The organism is Stappia sp. 28M-7 (assembly GCF_014252955.1).
Classification (GTDB): domain Bacteria; phylum Pseudomonadota; class Alphaproteobacteria; order Rhizobiales; family Stappiaceae; genus Stappia.
This window is the reverse complement of the sequence record NZ_JACMIA010000001.1, coordinates 4,189,760-4,212,344: the sequence shown is the minus strand read 5'-3', so window position 1 is coordinate 4,212,344 and position 22,585 is coordinate 4,189,760. Positions and strand designations below refer to the sequence as shown.

Annotated in this window: 19 protein-coding genes; 8 read left to right on the top strand and 11 right to left on the bottom strand. The window is 68.6% G+C overall.

Annotation, left to right across the window (positions count from 1 at the left end):
* Positions 1-48: 48 nt before the first annotated feature.
* Positions 49-1,365: a glycerate kinase type-2 family protein gene (locus tag H7H34_RS18910; protein ID WP_185926105.1), complete on the bottom strand. Its 1,317-nt coding sequence runs from the start codon at positions 1,363-1,365 to the stop codon at positions 49-51.
* Positions 1,362-2,318, bottom strand: coding sequence for a DMT family transporter (locus H7H34_RS18905; protein ID WP_185926104.1), 957 nt, complete (start codon positions 2,316-2,318; stop codon positions 1,362-1,364). The genes H7H34_RS18910 and H7H34_RS18905 overlap by 4 nt, the downstream gene beginning before the upstream one ends.
* A gap of 257 nt (positions 2,319-2,575) precedes the next feature.
* Here H7H34_RS18905 and H7H34_RS18900 point away from each other — a divergent pair, with 257 nt between their 5' ends.
* The 3 genes from H7H34_RS18900 (at position 2,576) to H7H34_RS18890 (ending at position 4,183) form a co-directional block, all read left to right on the top strand.
* A complete protein-coding gene (locus H7H34_RS18900) occupies positions 2,576-3,388 on the top strand; it encodes an N-formylglutamate amidohydrolase (RefSeq protein WP_199681342.1) in 813 nt (270 codons plus the stop codon).
* Positions 3,389-3,438: 50 nt separating this feature from the next.
* Complete coding sequence (locus H7H34_RS18895) at positions 3,439-3,744, top strand: DUF1244 domain-containing protein (protein ID WP_120269759.1); 306 nt, start codon at positions 3,439-3,441, stop codon at positions 3,742-3,744.
* Positions 3,745-3,919: 175 nt separating this feature from the next.
* Complete coding sequence (locus H7H34_RS18890; RefSeq protein WP_067218634.1) at positions 3,920-4,183, top strand: DUF2312 domain-containing protein; 264 nt, start codon at positions 3,920-3,922, stop codon at positions 4,181-4,183.
* A gap of 107 nt (positions 4,184-4,290) precedes the next feature.
* Here the strand turns inward: H7H34_RS18890 and H7H34_RS18885 are convergent, their stop codons facing one another.
* On the bottom strand, positions 4,291-4,557 hold the full coding sequence (locus H7H34_RS18885; protein WP_185926103.1) for an excalibur calcium-binding domain-containing protein: 267 nt from the start codon (positions 4,555-4,557) through the stop codon (positions 4,291-4,293).
* A gap of 344 nt (positions 4,558-4,901) precedes the next feature.
* Between H7H34_RS18885 and H7H34_RS18880 the strand changes: the two genes are divergently transcribed.
* The gene (locus H7H34_RS18880) at positions 4,902-5,408 is read left to right on the top strand and encodes a putative pterin-binding protein (RefSeq protein WP_185926102.1); all 507 of its coding nucleotides are present in this window, start codon (positions 4,902-4,904) and stop codon (positions 5,406-5,408) included.
* A complete protein-coding gene (locus tag H7H34_RS18875; protein ID WP_185926101.1) occupies positions 5,405-7,381 on the top strand; it encodes a putative bifunctional diguanylate cyclase/phosphodiesterase in 1,977 nt (658 codons plus the stop codon). The genes H7H34_RS18880 and H7H34_RS18875 overlap by 4 nt, the downstream gene beginning before the upstream one ends.
* Positions 7,382-7,500: 119 nt before the next feature.
* Here H7H34_RS18875 and H7H34_RS18870 read toward each other — a convergent pair whose 3' ends face one another.
* From H7H34_RS18870 to H7H34_RS18840, 7 genes are all read right to left on the bottom strand, one after another.
* Complete coding sequence (locus H7H34_RS18870; protein ID WP_185926100.1) at positions 7,501-8,898, bottom strand: NAD(P)(+) transhydrogenase (Re/Si-specific) subunit beta; 1,398 nt, start codon at positions 8,896-8,898, stop codon at positions 7,501-7,503.
* A 13-nt stretch (positions 8,899-8,911) separates the two neighbouring features.
* Positions 8,912-9,388 (bottom strand): proton-translocating transhydrogenase family protein, encoded by a 477-nt coding sequence (locus tag H7H34_RS18865; RefSeq protein WP_120269625.1) that lies wholly within the window; start codon positions 9,386-9,388, stop codon positions 8,912-8,914.
* 11 nt (positions 9,389-9,399) lie between these two features.
* Positions 9,400-10,539 carry a Re/Si-specific NAD(P)(+) transhydrogenase subunit alpha gene (locus H7H34_RS18860; protein ID WP_120269624.1) on the bottom strand — a complete coding sequence of 380 codons (1,140 nt, stop codon included), beginning with the start codon at positions 10,537-10,539 and terminating at the stop codon, positions 9,400-9,402.
* Between the two features lie 68 nt (positions 10,540-10,607).
* Positions 10,608-10,892 carry an aa3-type cytochrome c oxidase subunit IV gene (locus tag H7H34_RS18855; protein WP_120269623.1) on the bottom strand — a complete coding sequence of 95 codons (285 nt, stop codon included), beginning with the start codon at positions 10,890-10,892 and terminating at the stop codon, positions 10,608-10,610.
* A gap of 152 nt (positions 10,893-11,044) precedes the next feature.
* Entirely contained in the window at positions 11,045-12,427 is a 1,383-nt protein-coding gene (locus tag H7H34_RS18850; protein WP_185926099.1) for an ABC1 kinase family protein, read from the bottom strand.
* A gap of 93 nt (positions 12,428-12,520) precedes the next feature.
* Complete coding sequence (locus tag H7H34_RS18845) at positions 12,521-13,492, bottom strand: heme-dependent oxidative N-demethylase family protein (protein WP_185926098.1); 972 nt, start codon at positions 13,490-13,492, stop codon at positions 12,521-12,523.
* A complete protein-coding gene (locus tag H7H34_RS18840; protein ID WP_185926097.1) occupies positions 13,489-15,351 on the bottom strand; it encodes a M3 family oligoendopeptidase in 1,863 nt (620 codons plus the stop codon). The genes H7H34_RS18845 and H7H34_RS18840 overlap by 4 nt, the downstream gene beginning before the upstream one ends.
* Before the next feature lie 198 nt (positions 15,352-15,549).
* On the opposite strand from H7H34_RS18840, the gene H7H34_RS18835 reads away from it, so the two are divergent.
* The 3 genes from H7H34_RS18835 (at position 15,550) to mepK (ending at position 21,347) form a co-directional block, all read left to right on the top strand.
* The gene (locus H7H34_RS18835) at positions 15,550-17,121 is read left to right on the top strand and encodes a sigma-54-dependent transcriptional regulator (protein WP_185926096.1); all 1,572 of its coding nucleotides are present in this window, start codon (positions 15,550-15,552) and stop codon (positions 17,119-17,121) included.
* A 122-nt stretch (positions 17,122-17,243) separates the two neighbouring features.
* A complete protein-coding gene (locus H7H34_RS18830; protein WP_209006254.1) occupies positions 17,244-19,271 on the top strand; it encodes a L,D-transpeptidase family protein in 2,028 nt (675 codons plus the stop codon).
* Positions 19,272-19,598: 327 nt separating this feature from the next.
* The gene (gene mepK, locus H7H34_RS18825) at positions 19,599-21,347 is read left to right on the top strand and encodes a peptidoglycan L,D-endopeptidase MepK (RefSeq protein WP_245165124.1); all 1,749 of its coding nucleotides are present in this window, start codon (positions 19,599-19,601) and stop codon (positions 21,345-21,347) included.
* 266 nt (positions 21,348-21,613) lie between these two features.
* On the opposite strand, the gene H7H34_RS18820 is transcribed toward mepK, so the two are convergent.
* Positions 21,614-22,477, bottom strand: a complete 864-nt coding sequence (locus H7H34_RS18820) for a tetratricopeptide repeat protein (protein ID WP_371811428.1) — start codon at positions 22,475-22,477, stop codon at positions 21,614-21,616.
* Between the last annotated feature and the right edge of the window lie 108 nt (positions 22,478-22,585).

Below are 22,585 nucleotides of genomic sequence, written 5' to 3'. Positions count from 1 at the left end.
GGCCTTTTTCATCATTCGATTACTCGTGCCACGACCATGCGCGTCATCTTATGACCGACGGGCTTCCGCCTTGTCAATGAGGACGGCCCGGAAGTCGTTGACGTTGGTATAGGTTGGTCCGGGTCTCAGCAGATCCCCGAGATGATCGAAGAAACCGGTGCTGTCGTTTCTCTCCAGAAATGCGGCGGCATCATGACCTGAGCTTGCGGCGCGCGCGAGAGTCGTTTCGTCGACCAAGGCGCCCGCCGGATCATCTGCCGATCCTGCGCCGCCATCCGTGCCGTCCGTATCACCTGCAACTGCGGCAATTCCGCGAGCACCGTCCAGCTCCAGGGCAAGGGCGAGCGCGTATTCCTGGTTGGGGCCGCCGCGCCCGTCGCCGCGGATCGTCACGGTGAGCTCGCCGCCGGACAGCAGCACGGCCCGCCGACCCGCCTCGGCGATCCCACGCGCCATGCGGGCATGCTCGGCTGCGACTTCGCGCGCCTCGCCCTCCAGGCTGTCGCCGAGCAGGACCGGCTCGTAGCCCTTTTCCCGGGCGATCGCCGCGGCGCGCTCCAGCGACAGGGCAGGGCGGGCGACGATCTCGAACCGGGTTCCGGAAAACAGCGGATCGCCGGGCTTGGGCGTCTCGTTGGCGGGGTCGGCCAGCGCGCGGTGGACGCTTTCGGGCGCGTCCGGGGCATAGCGGGCGACGAGCGCGCGGGCATCGGCGAGCGTCGTGGGATCGGCGACGGTGGGGCCGGAGGCGATGGCGATGGGTTCGTCGCGCGGCACGTCGGAGACGGCGAGCGTCGTCATCGGCACGCCGTGCGGCCGGGCGGCGGCAAGGCGCCCGCCCTTGATGCGCGACAGGTGGCGGCGGACGGTGTTGATCTGCTCGATGGTGGCGCCGGAGCGCAGCAGGGCGCGGGTCAGCGCCTGCTTGTCGGCCAGCGACAGGCCCTCGACCGGGGCGATCCAGTTGGCCGAGCCGCCGCCGGACAGGAGCACGACAATGTGATCGCCCGGGCGGGCGGCGGCGGCCATCGCCAAGGTGCGGCGGGTGGCGTCGATGCCGGCCTGGTCGGGGACGGGATGGCCGGCCTCGACCATCTCGATCAGCTGCGTGTCCTGGCCGTAGCCATGGCGGGTGACGCCGAGGCCGACGAGACGGTCGGGGCCAAGGCCGTGCGTCTCGCGATAGTGGTTTTCCGCCACCTTCATCATTGCGCCGGCGGCCTTGCCGGCGCCGAGCAGCACGATGCGGCCGGTTTCGCCGGGGGCGGGAAGGTGCGGCGGCAGGCAGGTCTCGGCGCGGGCAGCATCGACGGCGGCGGCGAACAGGTCCTGCAGCAGGGCGCGCATGGCGGTCGTGTCGGTCATTCGGCCTCGCGGGTCGGGAGGGGAGCGGTGGCGGGGGCAACGGCCACGGGCGCGGCCCGCGGGCGGGCGATGTAGATGCCGGCAAGGATGACGGCGCCGCCGAGCGCCTGGGCCGGGCCGATGCTCTCGCCGAGGAAGAGATAGCCGACGGCGGCGGCGGCAACCGCCTCCAGGAAGATGACGAGCGCGGAAAAGCCGGCCGACAGGGAGCCGAGGGCGAAGGCGAGCAGGCCCTGACCGAGCGCGTGGGCGACGACGCCGAGCGCAATCAGCATGGCAACGCCGGTCAGCGTGCTGGGCAGGATCGTCTCCTCCAGCATCAGGGCAACGACGAGAAGCACGGCGGCGGTGACGAGCGAGCTGCGATAGACCAGCAGGCCCGGCGTCATGCCGGTGCTGCCGCGCCGGGCAAAGCGCATGGCGATGAAATAGGCGCCGAAGAAGACCGAGGTGACGACGCCGTAGAGATCGCCGGTCAGGCGCTCCGGCGCAAAGGCGAAGCTGCTGCCGATGAGCAGGGCCGCGCCGAGAAGGCAGGCGGCAAGGCCGAGGGCCATGGCGCGGGTGACCGGCTCCTTGAGCAGGGCGCCGGAGGCCAGCATCACCCAGAGCGGGGCGAGGGTCGCCAGCAGCGTCGCGTTGGCCGCCGTGGTGTTCATGATCGCCAGGTGCCAGAAGAACAGGTCGCCGGCGAACAGCACGCCGGCGGCGAGTGTCGCCGGGGTCCAGCGCGGGGCGGCGGCACCTTTCGGGCGCTCGAGCCGCGCCCACACGGCAAGCAGCGGCAGGGCGAGGGCCGCGCGCCAGAAGGCGCTGGCGAAGGGACCGACATCGGCATGGCGCACAAAGGCTGGCGAGACGCCCATTGCGATGGCCCCGGCGAGCAGCGCCACGAAGGCGACCAGAAGACGCTGGTCGGGAGCGGCGCTGAGCGGGGCGGGGGCGGTGGTCATGCCGTAAGGTCTTTCGGGAAGCGTTCGGAGGGGCCGGGCAAACGGATCGAGCGGAGATTAGGCATCCGGTGCCGGCCTGTCTCGCCAGAAATCGCTGATAGCTCTTATCGGCCGGCAAGGGCGAAAATGCGGTTGAAAGAGGACGCCGGATATGGTGCACAGCGGGACCTGAATCCTGCAAGCCCCCTGCGCCCCCTTGCCGGTCCCGCCGCCCGGCGGCGAGCAGCACGAGGGCGGCGATGCCAAACGGAGCCGAGATGGCCGAGAGCCGGTTTCCTGCCCCGAAATCCCCCGACGAGGCGCCGTTCGAGAAGGTCGAGGGCGACCGCTCGCGCGGGCTCCTGCTGCTGTGCGACCATGCCAGCAACGGACTGCCGGCGCGTTACGGCTCGCTCGGCCTGCCGCCGTCCGAGTTTTCGCGTCACATCGCCTATGACATCGGCGTGCGCGAGCTGACGCTGGGACTGGCGCAGGCCTTCGGCGTGCCGGCCCTGATGACCACCTATTCGCGGCTGCTGATCGACCCGAACCGCGGCGAAGACGACCCGACGCTGGTGATGCGCCTGTCGGACGGTTCGGTGGTTCCGGGCAATGCGCAACACGACGCGGCCGAGCGCGAACACCGGCTCGTGACCTATCACCGGCCCTATCACGAGGCGGTGGCGGCGGAGATCGACGCGGCGATCGCGGAAGGCCATCCCCCGGCGATACTGTCGATCCACAGCTATACGCCGGTGTGGCGCGGCGTGCCGCGGCCCTGGCATGCGGGCATCCTGTGGGACAGCGACCCGCGTTTCGCGCTGCCGCTGCTTGACGCATTGCGATCCGATCCCGATCTGGTGGTGGGCGACAACGAGCCCTATGACGGGGCCTTGAAGAACGACTGCATGTACCGGCATGGTACGGCGCGAGGGCTGGCGCATGTGCTGCTTGAGGTCCGCCAGGACCTGATTGGCGATGCGGCCGGCATCGAGGCCTGGACGCAGCGGCTGGTGCCGCTGGTCGCGAAGGTCCTGCAGCAAGCGCCGGACCTCGACACGATCCGCCACTACGGATCGCGCTGCGACTGAGCGGCCGGATCCTGCGAGAGACCGGGCGGCTGCGAGAGATGGAGAAGGACATGGCCGAAATCGACGAGGCAACGCGCACCGAACTGGAGGCGGCCGCATTCCGCCGTCTGGTCTCGCATCTGCGCAACCGCACCGACGTGCAGAACATCGACATGATGAACCTTGCCGGCTTCTGCCGGAACTGCCTGTCCAACTGGTATCTGGACGCGGCGAACGAGAAGGGCGTCGCGCTCGACAAGGACGGCGCGCGCGAGATCGTCTACGGCATGCCGTATTCGCAGTGGAAGGATCTCTACCAGAACGAGGCGAGCGCCGAGCAGCAGGCTGCCTTCGAAAAGGCCCGCCCGCACGAGTAAGACGCTGCGCCACGCCCATGTGAATATCGTTCCGTTTTCGTTCCCCGGTCTTGCATCCGCCCGATTTTCCGCGCATGCAGATCGGCATCACGGGAGGCATTTTGCCTCCCGGCCCCGTTTTATCACCCCGATCCGCAGGCCTTACGGCCCGCACCCATGAAGGAGACGAGTACCCATGTCCGATCCAGGCGGCGTCGCCGGCGACCAGCTGCGTGCATTTGTCGAGCGCATCGAGCGTCTCGAGGAAGAGAAGAAGGTGATCTCGGACGACATCAAGGATGTCTACGCGGAAGCCAAGGGCACCGGCTTCGACGTCAAGATCCTGCGCAAGGTGATCTCCCTGCGCAAGAAGCAGCCGCATGAGCGCGAGGAGGAGGATGCGATCCTCGACCTCTACATGCATGCGCTGGGCATGAACGGACCGGCGAACGACGCCTGATCCGAAAGGCGCGCGGCCTTGCGGCCGCAGCACCAGACCCGATGAAACCCGGCATGCGAGCCCCGCGTGCCGGGTTTTTTCGTGGCGGCGACGTGCCTGTCGTGCCGCTACTTGTTGCAGCCGATCTCCCGCAGGATCGCCTCGACCTGGCGCCGTGAGGAGCACACATTCTCACAAGGGATGCCGTCGCCGTCGCCATCGGCGCGGCCATAGCCGGAGCACCACAGGATCACCGCCGAGCGGCAATCGGGCATCTGCTTGCAGGTGAGCCCGCGGCGCGCCTGGACGAGCGTGGCGGCGGGCGGATCGACGGGCGTATAGGGGCCGGCCGGCCCGAGCGCGCCCATCAGGCAAAGTGCTTTGAGTATCATCATGGGAGTCCCCCGCGCCCATCAAAGCGCGCGGTGCAAGGGGAAGCCACCAACCGGCCGCAACCGGAAATTGGCCGCAAGCGGGCGATGGAAAAGAGCAGAAAGAAAGCGGCTCGCCCCCGGAGGCGCGCCGCTCGCCCTGCATTGAGGGCGAATCGCATTTGCCGTATGCCGGGTACCGCGCCGCGACCCCGGCCTTCCCGCTCTGCTGCGCGTTGAATCCTGCGAAAAGTGCGGAGAGGTTAAGCTTGCCTTCACGGCGGCGGGCTATGGTCCGCCATAGGCAGATAAAGGCGTCGTGCAAGATGGATTAGGTCTTCCTGGACGACTGCCGGATGGAGGACCGCATGCCCCTCGCACGGATGTTCGCAGCTCTTCTGGGTGCGGCTGTTTTTCTCGCAGGACCGTTGACGGCGCAGGCGGCGGGTCTGTCGCCTTCCGATCGGGTGACGGCGGCCGGGACCATCCTGTTGAGGCATGGCGGCGTGACGCGAGACCTGTCCCTCGACGAGATCGAGCGCCTGCCGATGGTCGAGATCCGTGGCCGCGCCAGCCCCGACGAGTCGCTGATCGACTTTCGTGGGGTTCTCCTGTCCGAACTCGTCCGCATGATCGGCGCCAGCGAGGCCGAGGGCCTGGTGGTGCGCGCCTCCGATGGCTATTCGGCCGACATCCCGCGCCAGGACTGGGAACGGTGGCCCATCGTCGTCGCGACCCGCGCCGGCCAGGAGCGGCTGACCCCGCGCCAACGCGGCCCGGCACGGATCATCTATCCGGTCGGGCAGTATCCGGAACTGGATACACGCACCTATGCCGACCGCAGCGTCTGGCTGATCGTCGAGATCGAGTGGTGAACGGCTTCAGACGGATCCTTGCGCAATCTGCGCTGCTCCGTCCGGTGCAGCCGTGGCTGGTCGGCGGCGCGGTGGCTTGCGCCTGCCTGGTGGCGACGCTGGTGGCGCTGCGCGGTGTCGCCACGCTGAACCAGCCGGAGCCCGATGCCGGGCAGCACATGGTGCGCCACATGCGCTACACCTTCGCCGAGGTGGCGCGGGTGGACGGCATGTTGCAGGCGCTGAGCCTCGATGCCGCCTCGCCGGAAGCGCGGGGGCTGGTCTCCAATGCTGCCGACCACTTCCACATCCGTCTGGAGGTCCTGGGCGGTCTGACCCGGGGCCCGCTGGTCGAGCCCGATTCCGGCGTGGCACCCATCGCCTGGGCGCTGCTCGACGGCCTCGACCGGCTTGCCTCGGGAGAAACCCCCATCAATCAGACGACGCTCACCGACCTGCGCCGCACCAGTTTCGAACTGACGCGCGAGATCGGCGACTACATGCGCGGTGTCGAGGCGGATATCGACGAGGCGCTGAAGCAGCGGGCCGAGAATTCTGCCGGTGCCTGGTTCGAGGTCATCGCCAGTGTGACCATGCTGCTGGTGCTGTCCTTCATCTCGCTGGCCCTGCGCTGGCGCAACAGGCGGATGGTCACCGAGCTGAAGCTGGTCAGCGGCATCGACAGCCTGACCGGTCTCGCCAACCGTCGCGGCTTTACCGAATGGGCCACGGCGACGACGGCGGCCGGGCCGGCGCCAAGGCAGGCCCTGCTCATCTTCGATCTCGACCGGTTCAAGGCGGTCAACGACCGGCACGGCCATCTGGCGGGCGACGAGCTGCTGAAGACGGCGGCCGACTGGCTGGTGGAGCGGTTCGGCGATCGCGGCATCGTTGCGCGCTGGGGCGGCGACGAGTTCGTCGCAACGCTGTCCTTGCCGCAGGACGAGGCCGGCGATCTCGCCGCGCTGATCGCCGAGCGCATGTCCTCGCCACCGGAGCTGGTCTTCAAGGGCGAGACGATCCCGCTGCATTTCAGTTGCGGCATTGCGGTCTGGCCGGACGACGGCCCGACGATCGACGCGACGATCGTGGCGGCGGACGCCGCCCTTTATGAGGCCAAGGCCCGCGGACGCGGGCGCCAGGTGTTCTTCGAGGCGGGCATCTCGGATCGTCGCGACCGCGCCGAGGCGCTGCGCACGTCGTTGCCGCAGGCGCTGGCGGCCGGGCAGCTGTTCCTCGAATTCCAGCCGCAGGTTCATATCGGCTGCGGCACGGTGACCGGTGTCGAGGCGCTGGTGCGCTGGCGCGACACCGCCACCGGCGAGATCATCCCGCCGGCGCTGTTCATCCCGATCCTGGAGGAAGGCGACCAGATCGCCGAACTCGACCGGTTCGTGATCGACGAGGCCTGCCGCACCGCGGCCTCCTGGGCCGAGGCGGGACGGCGGCTGCGGGTGTCGGTCAACCTGTCGCCGCGCACCTTCCAGACCCCGGGTCTTGCGGAACTGGTGGCGGCAGCGCTCGGCCGCCACGGCCTGACGGCGCGCCAGCTCGAGATCGAGATCACCGAAGGGGTGCTGCTGATCGACGATGTCCAGGTGGAAGCCAACCTGGCCGCCCTTGCCGAGCTCGGCGTCCGGCTGGCGCTCGACGATTTCGGCTCCGGCTATTCCAACATCGCCTACCTGATGCGGCTGAAGCCGGACGTGCTGAAGATCGACCGCTCCTTCGTGCTGGAGGGCGACGAGCACATCCGCGCCAGCATCGTGCAGGGCATCCTGCAGCTGGCCGAGACGCTCGGCGCCGAAACGCTGATCGAGGGCATCGAGACGGCGGACCAACTGCGCTTCGTCCACGAAACCGGTTGCCAGATCGTGCAGGGCTTCCTGTTCGCCCGGCCGATGGCCGCAAGCGCCATCCCGGCCTTCTGCGTGGGCTTCGAGGCGCAGCACCAGCTGGCCCAAGGAACGCTCCTGCTGCAGCACCGCGCCTGAGCCCGCCCGGCCTGAGCCTGCTTGACAGGCATCCGGTTCGCCTCCTGCAAGAACGCAAACGGCGCGCCCCCTGGGAGGCGCGCCGCGACTTGCGTGCGTTGTAAGGACGAGCGCGGGGCTCAGAGCGCCTTGACGATGCCCTCGGTCATCTTCTTGGCGTCGCCGAACAGCATCATCGTCTTGTCCAGGAAGAACAGCTCGTTCTGGATGCCGGCATAGCCGGAGCCCATGCCGCGCTTGACGAAGAGCACCGTGCCGGCCTTGTCGACGTCGAGGATCGGCATGCCGTAGATCGGCGAGGACGGATCGTCGCGCGCTGCCGGGTTGGTGACGTCGTTGGCGCCGATGACGTAGACGACGTCGGCCTGGGCGAACTCGGAGTTGATATCCTCCAGCTCGAAGACCTCGTCATACGGCACGTTGGCCTCTGCCAACAGCACGTTCATGTGGCCGGGCATGCGGCCCGCCACCGGGTGGATGGCGTACTTGACCTCGACGCCCTCCTCCTTGAGCGTGTCGGCGAGCTCGCGCAGGGCGTGTTGCGCCTGGGCAACCGCCATGCCGTAGCCCGGCACGATGATGACCTTGGCGGCGTTCTTCATGATGAAGGCCGCGTCCTCGGCAGAGCCCTGCTTGACCGGACGGTCGTCCGCCCCGCCACCGCCGGCCGCAGCGGTCTCGCCGCCGAAGCCGCCGAGAATGACGGAGATGAAGGAGCGGTTCATGCCCTTGCACATGATGTAGGACAGGATGGCGCCGGACGAGCCGACCAGCGCGCCGACGACGATCAGCGCCATGTTGCCCAGCGTGAAGCCGATGCCGGCAGCCGCCCAGCCCGAATAGGAGTTGAGCATGGACACCACGACCGGCATGTCCGCGCCGCCGATCGGGATGATGATCAGGCCGCCGAAGATCAGCGACAGGACGACGATCATCCAGAAGACGGTGTGGCTCTCGGTCGCGACGAAGATGATGACCATGAGGACGATCAGCGCCGCCAGGCCGCCATTGATGAGGTGGCGTGCGGGCAGCATGATCGGCGCGCCGGACATGCGCCCGTCGAGCTTGGCGAAGGCGATGACCGAACCGGTGAAGGTGATCGCGCCGATGGCGACGCCGAGCGACATCTCCACGAGGCTGGCCCCGTGGATGGTGCCGACCGTGCCGATGCCGAAGGCCTGGGGCGCATAGAGCGCACCGGCGGCCACCAGCACCGCGGCCATGCCGACCAGCGAGTGGAAGGCGGCGACCAGCTGCGGCATGGCGGTCATCGGCACGCGCTTGGCGATCACCGCACCGACGCCGCCGCCGATGGCGAGGCCGCCAACGATGAGCGCCAGGCCGCTGAAGCCGGGTGCGGCGGTCAGCAGGGTCGTGACGATGGCAATCGCCATGCCGACCATGCCGAACATGTTGCCCTGGCGCGATGTCTCGGGGCTGGACAGCCCGCGCAGCGCCAGGATGAAGAGAACAGCCGAAATCACATAGAGGACGGCCGTGACATTGGCGGAAAGCATCGTGTCCGGCCCCCTATCTCTGCTTCTTCTTGTACATGGCGAGCATGCGCTGCGTGACCAGGAAGCCGCCGAAGATGTTGACGCTGGCCATGATCAGCGCAAGGAAGCCGAAGCCCCGCGCGTAAGCTGCGCCATCGGCGGCAAGGTCGACGCCCACGGCCAGCAGCGCGCCGACCACGATCACGCTCGAAATAGCGTTCGTGACCGACATCAGCGGCGTGTGCAGGGCCGGCGTCACCGACCAGACCACGTAGTAGCCGACGAAGATCGCCAGCACGAAGATGGTGAACTGGAAGACGAAGGGATCGATCGCGCCGCCCGTGAGGGCGGAGGCGGCATGAGCGATCGAGTCGCTCGCCCCGCCGGCGATCTGGTCCGCATAGCCGCGGGCCGCATCGGCTGCCGCCTGGGCGGTTTCAGCCGCCTCGCGTGCGGCTTCCGCAGCGGCGCGGGCGCGCTCCAGCGTTTCGTTGGCGTTGAGTTCCGACATGCGTCCCCCCTTTATCCGGCTGCCGGCGCGAAGGCCGGGTGAACCACCTTGCCGTCGCGGGTGAGGACGGTCGCCTTGACCAGCTCGTCCTCCCAGTTCACGGCAATGGCCTTGGCCTCCTTGTCGACGAGAGTCTCGGCGAAGGCGACCAGGTTCTTGGCGTAGAGCGCCGAGGCGGAAGCGGCGAGACGGCCGGGCACGTTGAGGTGGCCGACGATCTTCACCTCGCCCACCTGGGCGACCTTACCGGGCACAGCGCCCTCGACATTGCCGCCGCGCTCGACGGCGAGGTCGACGATCACCGAGCCGGGCTTCATCGAGGCGACCATCTCCTTGGTGATCAGGCGCGGCGCGGGCCGGCCGGGGATCAGGGCGGTGGTGACGACGATGTCCTGCTTGGCGATGTGCGAAGCGACCAGCTCGGCCTGCTTCTTCTTGTATTCGTCCGACATTTCCTTGGCGTAGCCGCCGGCCGTCTCCGCCTGGCGGAACTCGTCGTCCTCCACGGCGATGAACTTGGCGCCGAGCGACTCGACCTGCTCCTTGGCGGCCGGACGCACGTCGGTGGCGCTGACCACTGCGCCGAGGCGGCGGGCGGTGGCGATCGCCTGGAGACCGGCGACGCCGGCACCCATGACGAACACGCGCGCGGCCGGAACCGTGCCGGCCGCAGTCATCATCATCGGCATGGCGCGGTCGTATTCCGCGGCGCCGTCGATGACAGCCTGGTAGCCGGCCAGGTTGGCCTGGGAAGACAGGACGTCCATGACCTGTGCGCGGGTGATGCGCGGCATGAACTCCATGGCGAAGGCGGAGATGCCGGCCTCGGCCATCGCCTTGACAGCGTCCTCATGGCCGTAAGGGTCCATCGTCGCGATGACGATGGCGCCCTTTTTCATCAGGCCGAGTTCGGCCGCGCTGGGGCGGCGAACCTTGAGAACCAGGTCGGCGCCCTCGAGCGTCGCCTTGGCGTCCTTGGCGATGGTGGCACCGGCGGCCTGATAGTCGGCATCGACCACACGCGACAACGTGCCTGCGCCTGTTTCGACACTGACTTCGAAGCCGAGCGAGACGAACCGCTTCACGGTATCGGGCGTCGCGGCGACACGCGTTTCTCCTGCCTCGCTCTCGCGGGGCACAGCGAGTTTCATCGGTTGTCTCCTCCCAGTGTACGAAAATCGGCCAGTATGCGAAAAATCTGCGATCGACGAAAAGCCGCTCAGGCGGCGGTCACGATCGCGATCAGGCCGGTGACCAGAAACACGATGGCCGACGGGATCCAGCCCTTGGCGCCGGTGGCAAGACCGACAGCCGCAGCGACGAGCGTCGCGATCAGCGCGATCCAGCCGAAGAACGTGCCGGCGCCGCCGCCGAACGTGAAGAGGATGAGGCACAGCATCACGTTCAGGGAGGCGATGGTGCCGACCTTGGAGAAGTTGATGAAGCCGTTGTAGGTGCGCTCGTGCTCTGCGTAGTCCATCGACGGAGCGTTGTGGTCTGCCATGGATCCCTCTCGTAGCCAGGGTGGATGTTTGGCGTACTTATAGCAGACAGCTTCCCTTGGGCAACGCGCAGTTTGCGCTGCGAGACAGGCAGTCGCGCAGCGACCTGAAGGCCGGTCGCGGCCATATCAGAGCAGGTTCCGGACGTGCCGGATCAGCCGGCGACCGACGGCGTGAGGCCCACCCCCTCCAGCAGCGCCGACTGGCGAGCGGCGACGGTGTCCTGCTCGAAGTCCTCGATCTGTTCGTTGAACAGGCGGAAGAAGTTGAGCTCGGCCTTCAGATGCAGGAACACGCCGCCGAGGCCGATGGCAGCCCGGTCCATGAAGACGAACTCGCGCGGCACCGTCACCGGGCCCTTTTCCTTCAGCGCCTGATGGACGCGGAAGGCCTCCTTGCGCCCATACTCGGCCGGCTTGATGCCGTCGGCGATGGAGCGGACCCGATCGGTGAGCAGCGGGCCGTAGATGAAGCGGGCCCAGATATTGAGAATGTCGATCAGCTCGCGTGTCAGGCCGCGGAAGCCCCAGCGCTCGTAGGCGGAGACGACGAGATCGTCGTCGCCATGCAGCAATCCGCGATAGAGATCGACGACACCGCGCACGAAGCCGGGCGGGAAGATGCGGATGCAGCCGTAGTCGAGCAGGTTGATGCCGGCGGGCGCTTCGCCCTCGGTAAAGACCGTGTAGTTGCCCAGATGCGGGTCGCCATGGATCAGCCCGTGATGGCTGAACGGATGCCACCAGGCGCGGAACATGACCTCGGCGAGGCGGTTGCGGTCCTCCAGCGGATGATCCTTGAAGCTCAGCAGCGGCCGGCCGTCGAGCCAGGACATGGTGAGCAGGCGACCCGTCGACAGCTCCTGCCGCACCTGCGGCACGCGGATGCGCGGCTCGGCCTCGAAGATCTGGGCATAGGCGGCCATGTGGCGGGCCTCGCGCCGGTAATCCAGCTCCTCGCGCACCCGGTCGCCGATCTCGCGGGCGATCTCGCTGGTGTCGATGGCCGGACCCATGCGGCGGTGGAGGGAAAACAGCAGCGACAGCTGGCGCAGGTCCGCCTCCACCGTGGAGGCCATGTCCGGATATTGCAGCTTGCAGGCAAGGTCCGCGCCGTCCTGCGCCCGCGCCCGGTGCACTTGGCCGAGCGAGGCGGCGGCCGACGGCTCGCGGTCGAAGCTGGCGAAACGCGACTGCCAGTCGCGTCCGAGCTCGGCCGACATGCGCCGCTTGACGAAGGCCCAGCCCATCGGCGGGGCATCGGACTGCAGCTGCGCAAGCTCGGCCGCATATTCGGGCGGCACCGCGTCGGGAATGGTGGAGATCAGCTGCGCGACCTTCATCAACGGGCCTTTCAGCCCGCCGAGGGCGGCGGCCAGCTCCGCCGCCTGCTTCTCGTTGTCGATGGTGTAGCCGAAGACGCGCGCACCGGCGATCTTCGCGGCAAGGCCGCTCATGTTGGCGCCGACGCGGGCATAGCGGCCGACACGGGCGCTCAGGCGGTTCTGCTCGCGGTCGCGGGGTGGTTGGGTGCTCATTCTTGCCTCGGCCGGTTGCGGGACGGTAGGTCCGGAACTGCTGCTACGTCCCGACAGATATAGTGGATCGATCCGGCCGGGGCAGTGGCGGCCTTATTCGGGTGCGAGCGAAGCGGCGAGCCGGGCAAGGCCTTCTGCGATGGCGTCGCGGTCGGCGGTCAGCCCCTTGTAGGCGGTCTGCGCCGTGTCGAGCTCCAGCAATTGCCGGCGCAGGCCGAGCGCCAGCTGGCCCCCGAGGGGATGGCGCGCGAAGGCGGCGACCGGATCGTGATGGATGCGGATGGTGAAGAGGATGTCGCCGCTTTGCGGCAGGCGGCGTAGGGTCTGGCGCTCGACCCGCACATGCAGGCCGCCGGCCTCGTCCCGCGCCAGCCGGTGCGGATCGGTGCCGTCCGCGGCGATCCGCTTGGGGAAGGGGCGGTGCAGCGCCGGGCCGGTATAGAGCGACCAGTTGAGCCGCCAGCTGGGGCGGTCGACGGGCAGGTTGTCGAAGATGCGTGCGACCATCGGCCCCATGCGCCCGTCGTTGAAGCCGGGCACCGTCTCGTGGATCGCGGTCATCGGCCGGGCGAACTTATCAGCGAGCAACCAGGACGAGGGAAAGCAGAGCGCGCCGGCGGCAAGGCGGTAGCCCTGCGGCGAGGCGCGCATGAGGATCAGGTCTTCCTGCACCAGCCGGGCGGCGCGGCCGATCGGGATGTCGTCGCTGCCCGAAAGCGCGACCGTGCGCCCCGCGGGCAGGATGCGGATCGCCTCGCCCTCGCGGCGATAGAGATCGGGGAAACGGTGCGGCAGGTGCGCAGCCAGGAGGTCGAGCACTTCCTGCTGGGCGTCTTGCGTGCCGTCCTCGGCGAGCAGGACGGGGGCTTCGCCGCCGCCGGCGAGGAGCCGCTCCTTCTCGTTCAGCTGTTCGGCGAGCCGCGCGTCGGGCTCGATCCAGTCGGCAAGGTCGAGCGGCTGCAGGCCGACGCTGAAGGGCCGGGCCGAGCCGTCATAGGGCGTGTGGGAAAAGGGCGGGCCGGCGGGGGAGGCGTAATCCCGCCTCCCGCCGTCGATGCCGCTCATGCGTCGAGCCGTTCCAGTTCGTCGATGAAGCCGGCGATGACCGACAGGCCCTTGCGCCAGAAGGCGGGGTCGGTGGCGTCCAACCCGAACGGGGCGAGCAGCTCCGAATGGTGCTTGGTGCCGCCGGCCGACAGCATGGCGAAATACTTGTCCTGGAAGCCGGCTTCCGCGTCCTCGTAGACCGCGTAGAGCGAGTTCACCAGGCAGTCGCCGAAGGCATAGGCGTAGACGTAGAAGGGCGAGTGGATGAAGTGCGGGATGTAGGTCCAGTAGGCCTCGTATCCCTCACTCAGGCGGATTGCCGGGCCAAGGCTCTCCGTCTGCACCGACATCCACAAGTCGCACAGGTCGGCGGAGGTCAGCTCGCCCTCTCGGCGGGCCGCATGGACCTTGCGCTCGAACGTGTAGAAGGCGATCTGCCGGACCACCGTGTTGATCATGTCCTCGACCTTGCCGGCCAGCAGGATCTTGCGCTTTTCCGGCGTCTCGGCCTGGCCGAGCAGCGCCTTGAAGGTCAGCATCTCGCCGAACACGCTCGCCGTCTCGGCCAGCGTCAGGGGCGTCGGCGCCATCAGGGCGCCGTTCGGGGCGGCCAGCACCTGGTGGACGCCGTGGCCGAGCTCATGGGCCAGGGTCATGACGTCGCGGGTGCGGCCCTGATAGTTGAGCAGCACGTAAGGATGGGCGCTGGGCACGGTCGGATGGGCGAAGGCGCCCGGCGCCTTGCCGGTGCGCGCCGGCGCGTCGATCCAGCCCTTGTCGAAGAAGTCGCGGGCGATGTCCGCCATCTTCGGAGAGAAGCGGCCATAGGCGCCGAGCACGGTCTCGCGCGCCTCGTCCCAGGGGATGCGGCGGTTGTCGGCGGAGGGCAGCGGCGCGTTGCGGTCCCAGAAATCCAGCACGTCGCGGCCGAGCCAGCCGGCCTTCATCGCGTAGTAGCGGTGGGAGAGGGCCGGATAGGCCTCGCGCACGGCCTCGACCAGGGCGTCGACCACCTCGCGCTCGACCCGGTTGGCCAGGTGCCGGCTGTCGGCGATGTCTGTGAAGCCGCGCCAGCGGTCGGAGATCTCCTTGTCCTTGGCCAGCGTGTTGGTGATCAGCGTGAAGACCGGCAGGTTCTGGCGGAAGGTCTTGCTGAGCGCCTTGGCGGCGGTCTCGCGCCGGCTGCCGTCCGCGTCCTGCAGCAGGTTGAGGGTCGGCTCCAGCGACAGCTCGGTGCCGTCGACATCGAAGCGCAGGCCCGCCATCGTCTCGTCGAAGAGGCGGTTCCAGGCGCTGGCGCCGGTCACCGACTTCTCGTGGAAGAGCTGCTCGATGCGGTCTTCCAGCTGGTGCGGGCGGGCCTTGCGGATGTCGTCGAGCCACGGGCGGTAGTGCCCGAGCTCGGGATCGCGGGCGGCCTCGTCGAGCACGGCGTCGTCGATGCGGTTCAGCTCCAGCGTGAAGAAGATCAGCGCGGTGCTGGCCGCCGTCAGCTTCTCCTGCACATCGCCGTAGAACTTCTGCCGCACCGGATCGGTGGTGTTGCCCGAATAGAAGAGGCCGGCATAGGAGGCGAGGCGGCCCATCAGGTCGTCGAGGGCTTCCATCTCGCGGATGGCGCCGGCGAGCTCGGCACCGGAGCGGCGGGCCATCTCGTCGAGCCTGCCCTTGTAGCGCTCTTCGAAGGCGCTGGCGTCGCGGGCAGCCTGGGCGAGATCGGCCGCGACCTGCGGGGAATCATGGGCGGGATAGAGATCGGCAAGGTTCCACTCCGGCAGGGTGCCGAGCTCGCTTGCCGCGCTGCCGCCTTCCGCCGCCGAGCGGGCGCCCTGTGCGAGTGCGCCCCGTGCCTGTGTCCAGCCTGTCGCGTGCGTCATGAGGTCTCCGCTCTCGTGTCCTGGCGCGAGGGGACGCGCCGTATCGTTCTGTCCCTTGGATATTGTGGATTGTCGGTTGAGGGCAACGGCTAAAGGCGGCGCGAAGAGGGCACCCGCCGGCAAATGTGGACATTTTGTTTACCGGTGCGCGGCTAGCCTGACCCGAATTGAGACAGTTCCGAAAAGGCAGGCGAACGCATGATCCCCACAGGCGGACGCATCCTCATCGCCGACGACGATCCCGTGCAGCGGCGCCTGCTGGAAGAGGCGGTCAAGCGCTTCGGCTACCGGGCGCGCAGTGTCGAGAACGGCGCGGAAGCCGTGGCGATGATGGCTTCGGCGGAGGGCGGCGATGTCGACCTCGTCATCCTCGACCTGGTGATGCCCGAGCTCGACGGCATGGGCGTGATCGCGCGCTTGCGCGAGATGAAGAAGACCGTGCCGATCATCGTGCAGACGGCGCATGCCGGCATCGATGCGGCGGTCAACGCGATCCGCGCCGGGGCGCAGGACTTCGTGGTCAAGCCCGTGTCGCCGGAGCGGCTGGAGGTGGCGATCCGCACCTTCATGCGCATGTCGGCGCTGGAAGGCGAGATCACCCGCATCCACAAGCAGGCGAGCGGCACCTTCTCCTTCGACGACATCGTCACGCGGTCGGACGCGATGGAGCGGGTGATCCGCGTCGGGCGGCGGGCGGCCACCTCGCATATCCCGGTGCTGATCGAGGGCGAATCGGGCGTCGGCAAGGAGCTGATCGCCCGCGCGATCCAGGGCTCCAGCGAGCGGCGGGCCAAGCCCTTCATCACCGTGAATTGCGGCGCGATCCCCGAGCACCTGGTGGAATCGATCCTGTTCGGCCACGAGAAGGGCGCCTTCACCGGGGCGGTCGACAAGCATGTCGGCAAGTTCCAGGAGGCGCATGGCGGCACGCTGTTTCTCGACGAGGTCGGCGAACTGTCGCTCGACATCCAGGTGAAGCTGCTGCGCGCGCTGCAGGAAGGCGAGATCGACCCGATCGGCTCGCGGCGGCCCGTGAAGGTCGATTTCCGGCTGATCTCGGCGACCAACCGGCGGCTGATCGACTTGGTGAAGGACGGCCAGTTCCGCGAGGACCTCTACTACCGGCTCAACGTCTTTCCGCTGTGGCTGCCGCCGCTGCGGGACCGGCCGGAGGACATTCCCGACCTGGTGCGGCACTTCCTCGCGCGTTTCGCCGCCGAGGAGGGGCGCCCGCATATCTCCACCGCTGCCCCGGATGCGGTCGCCATGCTTCAGGCCTACGACTGGCCGGGCAACATCCGCCAGCTGGAGAACGCGGTGTTCCGCGCGGTCGTGCTGTGCGAGGGCGACCATCTGGTCGCCGACGACTTCCCGCAGGTGCAGGCAAGCGTCGGCAGCCTGCCGGCCGCATCGCGGAGCGCCATCGCCCGGCCCCCCGTTTCTCACGAGGCAGGCCCGGCATCGCAGGGCGAGGGCGAGCCGGGAGGCGAGACGGCGGCCAGCCAGGCACCGCAGACCGCCGGTGTCGCCCTCGGCGATGGCGGAGGCGGGCCGGCGACGCCCTTCGGCTATGTGCGCTCGCTCGACGATCACGGCCATGTCCGCAAGCTGGAAGACGTGGAGGCGGAGATGATCCGCACCGCCATCGACCACTATGGCGGACGCATGACCGAAGTCGCGCGCAGGTTGTCGATAGGGCGCTCCACCCTCTACCGCAAGTTGAAGGACTATGGCCTCGATGCAACACCCGATGCGGAGGCGGCCGAGTAGGACCGCCCGTGACGCAACGTGACTTGCATTGACGGAACCCTGGCGGCTTGTTGGGACTTCACAAAAGAGAATCACCTCGGCACGGGCGCGGTTCGCCCGTGCGGGACAACCGGAAGAGCTTCATGGCCCGCAGCATCCGTTTCCGCCCGGCCGGCATCGCCGCAGCCACCCTTGCCGGCCTGATGCTGACGAGCGCGTTGCCGGCGCTGGCAACGACGGGGGCAATCACCGGTGCGGCCACGGACGCCGAGACGCCGGCCGTTATTGCCGCGCCGCTGCCCGAACCCGCGCTCGCCGTCCTGCTAGAGACGGGGGCCGGCTTTTCGGAAACCGACAATGCGCTGCCCTTCATGAGCGCGGAGCGGCGCAAGCAGCTGGAAGAGTTCTACGCCGCGCGCGGCCACGAGCCGCTGTGGATCGCCGATGGCGTGCCGACGGTCGAGGCGCGGCGGCTGGTCGCGCGTCTGGGGCAGGCGGACCGCGACGGGCTGAAGGTCTCCGACTACGCCTTGCCGGGCGAGCTGGCCCGCTCCGCCGGACGCATGGACGAGGCGCGGGCCGCGCGGTTCGAGGCGCTGCTGTCGGCCGCGGCCCTTGCCTATGCCGATCATGCGCAGGCCGGCCGCGTGCAGCCGGTGTCCCTGTCGAAGAACGTGACGCTGGACCCGGTGCATCCCGAGCCGCAGGAGGTGCTGGCCGCGCTTGCCGCCTCCGCCGATCCGGCGGCGACGCTCGAGGGCTACAATCCGCCGCAGCCGGGCTTTGCCGCGCTGCGCGAGAAGCTGGCCGAGATCCGTGCGCGCGGCAGGGACGAGACGCCGCCGATGGTGCCGGAAGGTGCGACGCTGAAGGAAGGCATGCGCGATGCGCGCGTTGCGGTGCTGCGGGCCCGGCTCGGGCTGGCGGTGGAAACCGCCGCCGAGGCGCCGGCAGAGGCTGAGGCGGCTGCCGATGCTGTTGCGGACGCGGTGTCCGCCGAGGATGCTGTTGCAGATGCGGTGTCCGCCGAGGACGCTGTTGTGGACGCGTCCGTGGCAGATGCAGCCGTGGCAGATGCGACCGTTGCCGGAGAGAGCGCGGCGAGCGAGGCCGCCGGGAGAGAAGTCCTGGCGGAAGAGCTGTTCGATGCGCGGGTGAAGGAGGCGGTGCTCGCCTTCCAGCGCAAGAACGGGCTGCATGCCGACGGCGTCGTCGGCCCGCGCACGCTGCTGGCCTTGAACGCTGTCTCCGACGACGGCATGGCCGAGAGCGACATCCTCGCCAACATGGAGCGCTGGCGCTGGATGCCGCGCGACCTCGGCGCCTTCCATATCTTCGTGAACATCCCGGAGTTCAAGGCGCGGCTGTTCCGCGACGGGGCGCAGGTCTACGAGACCCGCGTCGTCGTCGGCAAGCCGTCGAACCAGACGCCTGTCTTCTCCGACGTGATGGACCACGTCATCGTCAATCCCTACTGGAACGTGCCCTATTCCATCGCCTCGGAAGAGCTGCTGCCGTCGATCATGTCGAATGCCAGCTATCTGTCGCAGCGCAATTACGAGGTGCTGGCCGGCGGGCGCGTGGTCGATCCGTCCTCGATCGACTGGGCGGGCGTGAACCTCAACAAGGTGCGCATCCGCCAGCGGCCGGGCGGCGGCAACGCGCTGGGCCAGATCAAGTTCATGTTCCCCAACCGGCATGCGGTCTACCTGCATGACACGCCGTCCAAGAGCCTGTTCTCCCGCTCTGCCCGCGCCTTCTCGCATGGCTGCGTGCGCGTGCAGGATCCGTTCGACTTCGCCGATGCGCTGCTGCAGCTGGACGGCCAGTGGACCGCGGCGCGGCTGAAGTCGATGATCGGCGGACAGGAGAAGCGGGCGGACCTGACTCGGCCGGTGCCGGTGCATCTGGCCTATTTCACCGCCTTCGTCGACGAGAACGGCAATCTGCAGCGCCGTCCGGACATCTATGGCCACAACGCCACGCTGACCAAGGCGCTGGAGATCGACGGCTGGGAGGGCTGGCAGCGCTATGCGGTGGCCGCTCCGGTGAAGCGGGCGCGCCCCCCGGTGGCGCAGACCGAGCCGGCGAAGAAGCAGAAGGTGGTCGACCTTGCCGCCGAGCGCCAGCGCATGTTCATGCGCCGCCAGCGGGCAAGCTCCGACTACTGAGATCTGAAAAAATCGTGCAGGCGAGTCGTTCCGGCGGCACCGGAATCGTCCGATGATCGTCCCTTGCGTGCCGGTCGAGCGGGCGCGCAGGGGCTTGCCGCCCTTGACGGCGGGGCCACACATGAGAGAAAAGGCCGCTTATCGGCATTTTTTTCGGTAATGATGCGCAATTGCCACGATTTGCGCTCATTTCGGAATACGGTAAAGGCTTCTTAACCTCGGTCCCTTACATCAGTCCGACGGGGGGCGATGTTCGGCGGAACCGCCGGCAAACAAGCGAGACTGACATTGCTCGAGGCATGGTTTTCCCGGCTGCGATATCGCGCGTTGCCAGCACTGGCGCTTGCCGCTTTCGCCCTGGCGCTGCTGTCGCCCATGTCGCTGTCTCCGGCGTCTGCGGAGACGCGCACGCTGAAGCTCTACAACACCCATACGCATGAGCGCGTGTCGATCACGTTCAAGCGCAACGGCCGCTATGTGTCCGAGGGGCTTCGCGAGCTGAACCGGTTCCTGCGGGACTGGCGGCGCAACGAAAGCACCAAGATGGATCCGAAGCTCTTCGATCTCATCTGGGAAGTGTATCAGCAGGCCGGCACGAACGAGGCGATCCACGTCGTTTCCTCCTATCGCTCGCCCGCGACGAACAACATGCTGCGCGGCCGCTCGCGCGGCGTCGCCAAGAACAGCCAGCACACACGCGGCAAGGCGATGGACTTCTTCATTCCCGGCGTCAACATTTCCAAACTGCGCGCCATCGGCCTGCGCAAGGAGATCGGCGGCGTCGGCTTCTACCCGACCTCGCGCACGCCCTTCGTGCACATGGACACCGGCTCGGTGCGCCACTGGCCGCGCATGACCCGCTCGCAGCTGGCCAAGGTCTTCCCGCGGGGCGACACCATCCACGTTCCGACCGACGGCAAGAAGATGCCCGGCTATGCCGAGGCGCTGGCGCGCCACAAGCGCGGCGTGTCGAGCCGTCCGACGGCCGTTGCCAGCGCATCGTCCGGAACGCCCCGCCGCTCCGGCGATATCGAGGATGGCGGCATCACGCGGCGTCCGACCGGCGGCGCGAGCTCCGGTGGTCCGAGCCTGTTCGCCCGCATCTTCGGCGGCGACGAGGACGAGGGCGAGGATGTCGCGACGCAGCCGACCCCGCCGGCTCCGGTGACCCGTACGCAGGTTGCCAGCGCTGCTCCGGCACCCGCTCCGGCCAACCCGGCTCCCGTTCCGTCCGAGGCGCCTCCGGGCGTGCGCTCGGCGGCAGCGCCGGCCCCGGTGCCCGCCGCGGCCAGCGAATCGGTGACCATCGTCCAGGTTATGCCGCGCCTCAAGCCGCAGGACTTCCCGGCGATCGTCGCCGCAGCAGCCGGCGCCGGAAATGGCGGCACGCTGGACGGCCAGGCCCGCAGGCTGGCAGGCGGCCTCCCGGCCGTGGAGGCGACCACCGTCGCCGCCGCCCAGGAGACGCCCGCGCAGGCTCCGATCACCGTCGCTGCCATCGCGCCGCCCGCCAAACCGGCAGAGCTGCGCCAGGGCCCGATCGATGCCGCGACGACCGGTTCGCCGCTTGCCGCCCGTCCGCGTCCGGCTCCCGCCGACGGCGTGTCGGCCATCGCCGCCGCGACCGGCGCGCAGCCCAGCCGCAAGCCGCAGGTGGATATCGCCGGCGCGACGCTGGCCTATGCGCCGGCCACCGCTTCGGCCACCGCGCTCGGCACGTCCACCGCATCGCAGACGCGGGCACCCGCCGCCTCCGCGGCTCCGGCCGCGCGCCAGGCCGCATCGGTGTCCGGCCGCCTGCCCGAGCCGGTGATCCGCGATCCGCTGGCCCGCTTCGCGGCGCTGCCGGACCGCACGGCAATTCCCGACATCATCTCGGGCCTGACCAACACCCGCACGCAGACCTTTGCCCAGCTGCAGCATCCGAACCAGCGTCGTCTGGAACTGCTGATGGCCCCGGGCGGCCGGGTCTATGCCAACCGCTTCGGCGTGTCCGCGCGTGACGGCGAGATGCCGCGCCCGGACCGGTTCGAGGGTCCGGCCGTGGTGCTGCTTCCGGTGGTCTCGCTCCACTGAGGCCGCAAAGGCGCCAACCGAAACACATGAAACGGCCGGCAGCGATCACCCGCTGCCGGCCGTTTCGCGTTTGCGGGAACAGGCACGCGTAACGCGGATGCGCCAGGGCGCCATGCGTCAACGGAAAAGGCGCGCAAAGGCCATTCGCAGGGCGCGCAGCCCCGCGTGGGCGGGGCCTGCCGAGTACGTCAGATGGAGGGGTGGGTAATGCTAAGTGCGGGGATGGCGCGGGGGCGTGCCGCCCCCGGCAAAGCCGCGCCGCGTCGTCAGCTGCGGGTGACGTTGGGCGAGCCGCGATCGAGCCGGCCGATGCCCTCGCGGGCGATCTCGTTGGAGGCGTCGATGCCGAGCGCTCGGTTGTAGGACCGGCGCGCGTCGCTGGTCTGGCCGAGCGTTTCCAGCGCGATACCGCGATTGGCCCAGGCAATGGCCGAGCGCTGGTCGCGGTTCACCGCGTCGGACAGGTCCGACAGCGCAGCCTTGGGATCGTTGAGAGCGAGATAGGAGATGCCGCGCGCGATATAGGGTTCGGCCGCGTTGGGATCGAGGCCGATGGCGGTGGCGAAATCCTCGACGGCGCGCTGGTGATTGCTGCGCGCCTGGTGGATCAGACCGCGATTGTGGAAGGCGCGGGCGTTGCTCGAGTCGAGCCGGATGGCGGCGTCGAAATCGACCAGCGCCTGATCGACGCGGCCGAGCTCGCGATAGGCATTGCCGCGCCCGACCAGGGCAAGGTCGTAATCCGGCTTGATGCGCAGGGCCGCGCTGTAGTCGTTGACGGCGGCGTTGATGTTGCCCATGCGGCGATGGACCAGCGCGCGGTTGGCATAGGCCTGATAGGAGTTCGGCGACAGCTGCAGGGCCGTGTCGAAATCCGCCATCGCTTCCTTGAAGCGTCCGGCCTGGCCGTAGGCGATGCCGCGGGTGTTGTAGGCGGCCGCGTCGCGCGGGTTGGCCTCGATCACCGCATTGAGCGAATCGATATTGGCGGCAGAGCCGGCCGAGCGGTCAATCGGCACGCCGGAAGACAATCCGGCAGCCTGACAGCCCGCCGCGAGCAGCGCTGCGGAAAGGACGATGCCCTTCCAGGGAGCGGGTCGAAACTTCGCCTTATGCTGCAATGCCGCCACCTCGATTGGTCCTGTCCTCGTCACGGGGTTCGTGCCGGAACAATGGCATGATCGCCCGCCGCGATCCACCCGCGCGAGGGTGTCAGCCGAATCGGGCGGAAACCCGGC

What these genes read in the sequence shown, in the direction of transcription:
- H7H34_RS18910 (WP_185926105.1), bottom strand. Translation starts at nt 1,365, where the DNA reads ATGACCGACACGACCGCCATGCGCGCCCTGCTGCAGGACCTGTTCGCC.
- H7H34_RS18905 (WP_185926104.1), bottom strand. Translation starts at nt 2,318, where the DNA reads ATGACCACCGCCCCCGCCCCGCTCAGCGCCGCTCCCGACCAGCGTCTT.
- H7H34_RS18900 (WP_199681342.1), top strand. Translation starts at nt 2,576, where the DNA reads ATGGCCGAGAGCCGGTTTCCTGCCCCGAAATCCCCCGACGAGGCGCCG.
- H7H34_RS18895 (WP_120269759.1), top strand. Translation starts at nt 3,439, where the DNA reads ATGGCCGAAATCGACGAGGCAACGCGCACCGAACTGGAGGCGGCCGCA.
- H7H34_RS18890 (WP_067218634.1), top strand. Translation starts at nt 3,920, where the DNA reads ATGTCCGATCCAGGCGGCGTCGCCGGCGACCAGCTGCGTGCATTTGTC.
- H7H34_RS18885 (WP_185926103.1), bottom strand. Translation starts at nt 4,557, where the DNA reads ATGATGATACTCAAAGCACTTTGCCTGATGGGCGCGCTCGGGCCGGCC.
- H7H34_RS18880 (WP_185926102.1), top strand. Translation starts at nt 4,902, where the DNA reads ATGCCCCTCGCACGGATGTTCGCAGCTCTTCTGGGTGCGGCTGTTTTT.
- H7H34_RS18870 (WP_185926100.1), bottom strand. Translation starts at nt 8,898, where the DNA reads ATGCTTTCCGCCAATGTCACGGCCGTCCTCTATGTGATTTCGGCTGTT.
- H7H34_RS18865 (WP_120269625.1), bottom strand. Translation starts at nt 9,388, where the DNA reads ATGTCGGAACTCAACGCCAACGAAACGCTGGAGCGCGCCCGCGCCGCT.
- H7H34_RS18860 (WP_120269624.1), bottom strand. Translation starts at nt 10,539, where the DNA reads ATGAAACTCGCTGTGCCCCGCGAGAGCGAGGCAGGAGAAACGCGTGTC.
- H7H34_RS18855 (WP_120269623.1), bottom strand. Translation starts at nt 10,892, where the DNA reads ATGGCAGACCACAACGCTCCGTCGATGGACTACGCAGAGCACGAGCGC.
- H7H34_RS18850 (WP_185926099.1), bottom strand. Translation starts at nt 12,427, where the DNA reads ATGAGCACCCAACCACCCCGCGACCGCGAGCAGAACCGCCTGAGCGCC.
- H7H34_RS18845 (WP_185926098.1), bottom strand. Translation starts at nt 13,492, where the DNA reads ATGAGCGGCATCGACGGCGGGAGGCGGGATTACGCCTCCCCCGCCGGC.
- H7H34_RS18840 (WP_185926097.1), bottom strand. Translation starts at nt 15,351, where the DNA reads ATGACGCACGCGACAGGCTGGACACAGGCACGGGGCGCACTCGCACAG.
- H7H34_RS18835 (WP_185926096.1), top strand. Translation starts at nt 15,550, where the DNA reads ATGATCCCCACAGGCGGACGCATCCTCATCGCCGACGACGATCCCGTG.
- H7H34_RS18830 (WP_209006254.1), top strand. Translation starts at nt 17,244, where the DNA reads ATGGCCCGCAGCATCCGTTTCCGCCCGGCCGGCATCGCCGCAGCCACC.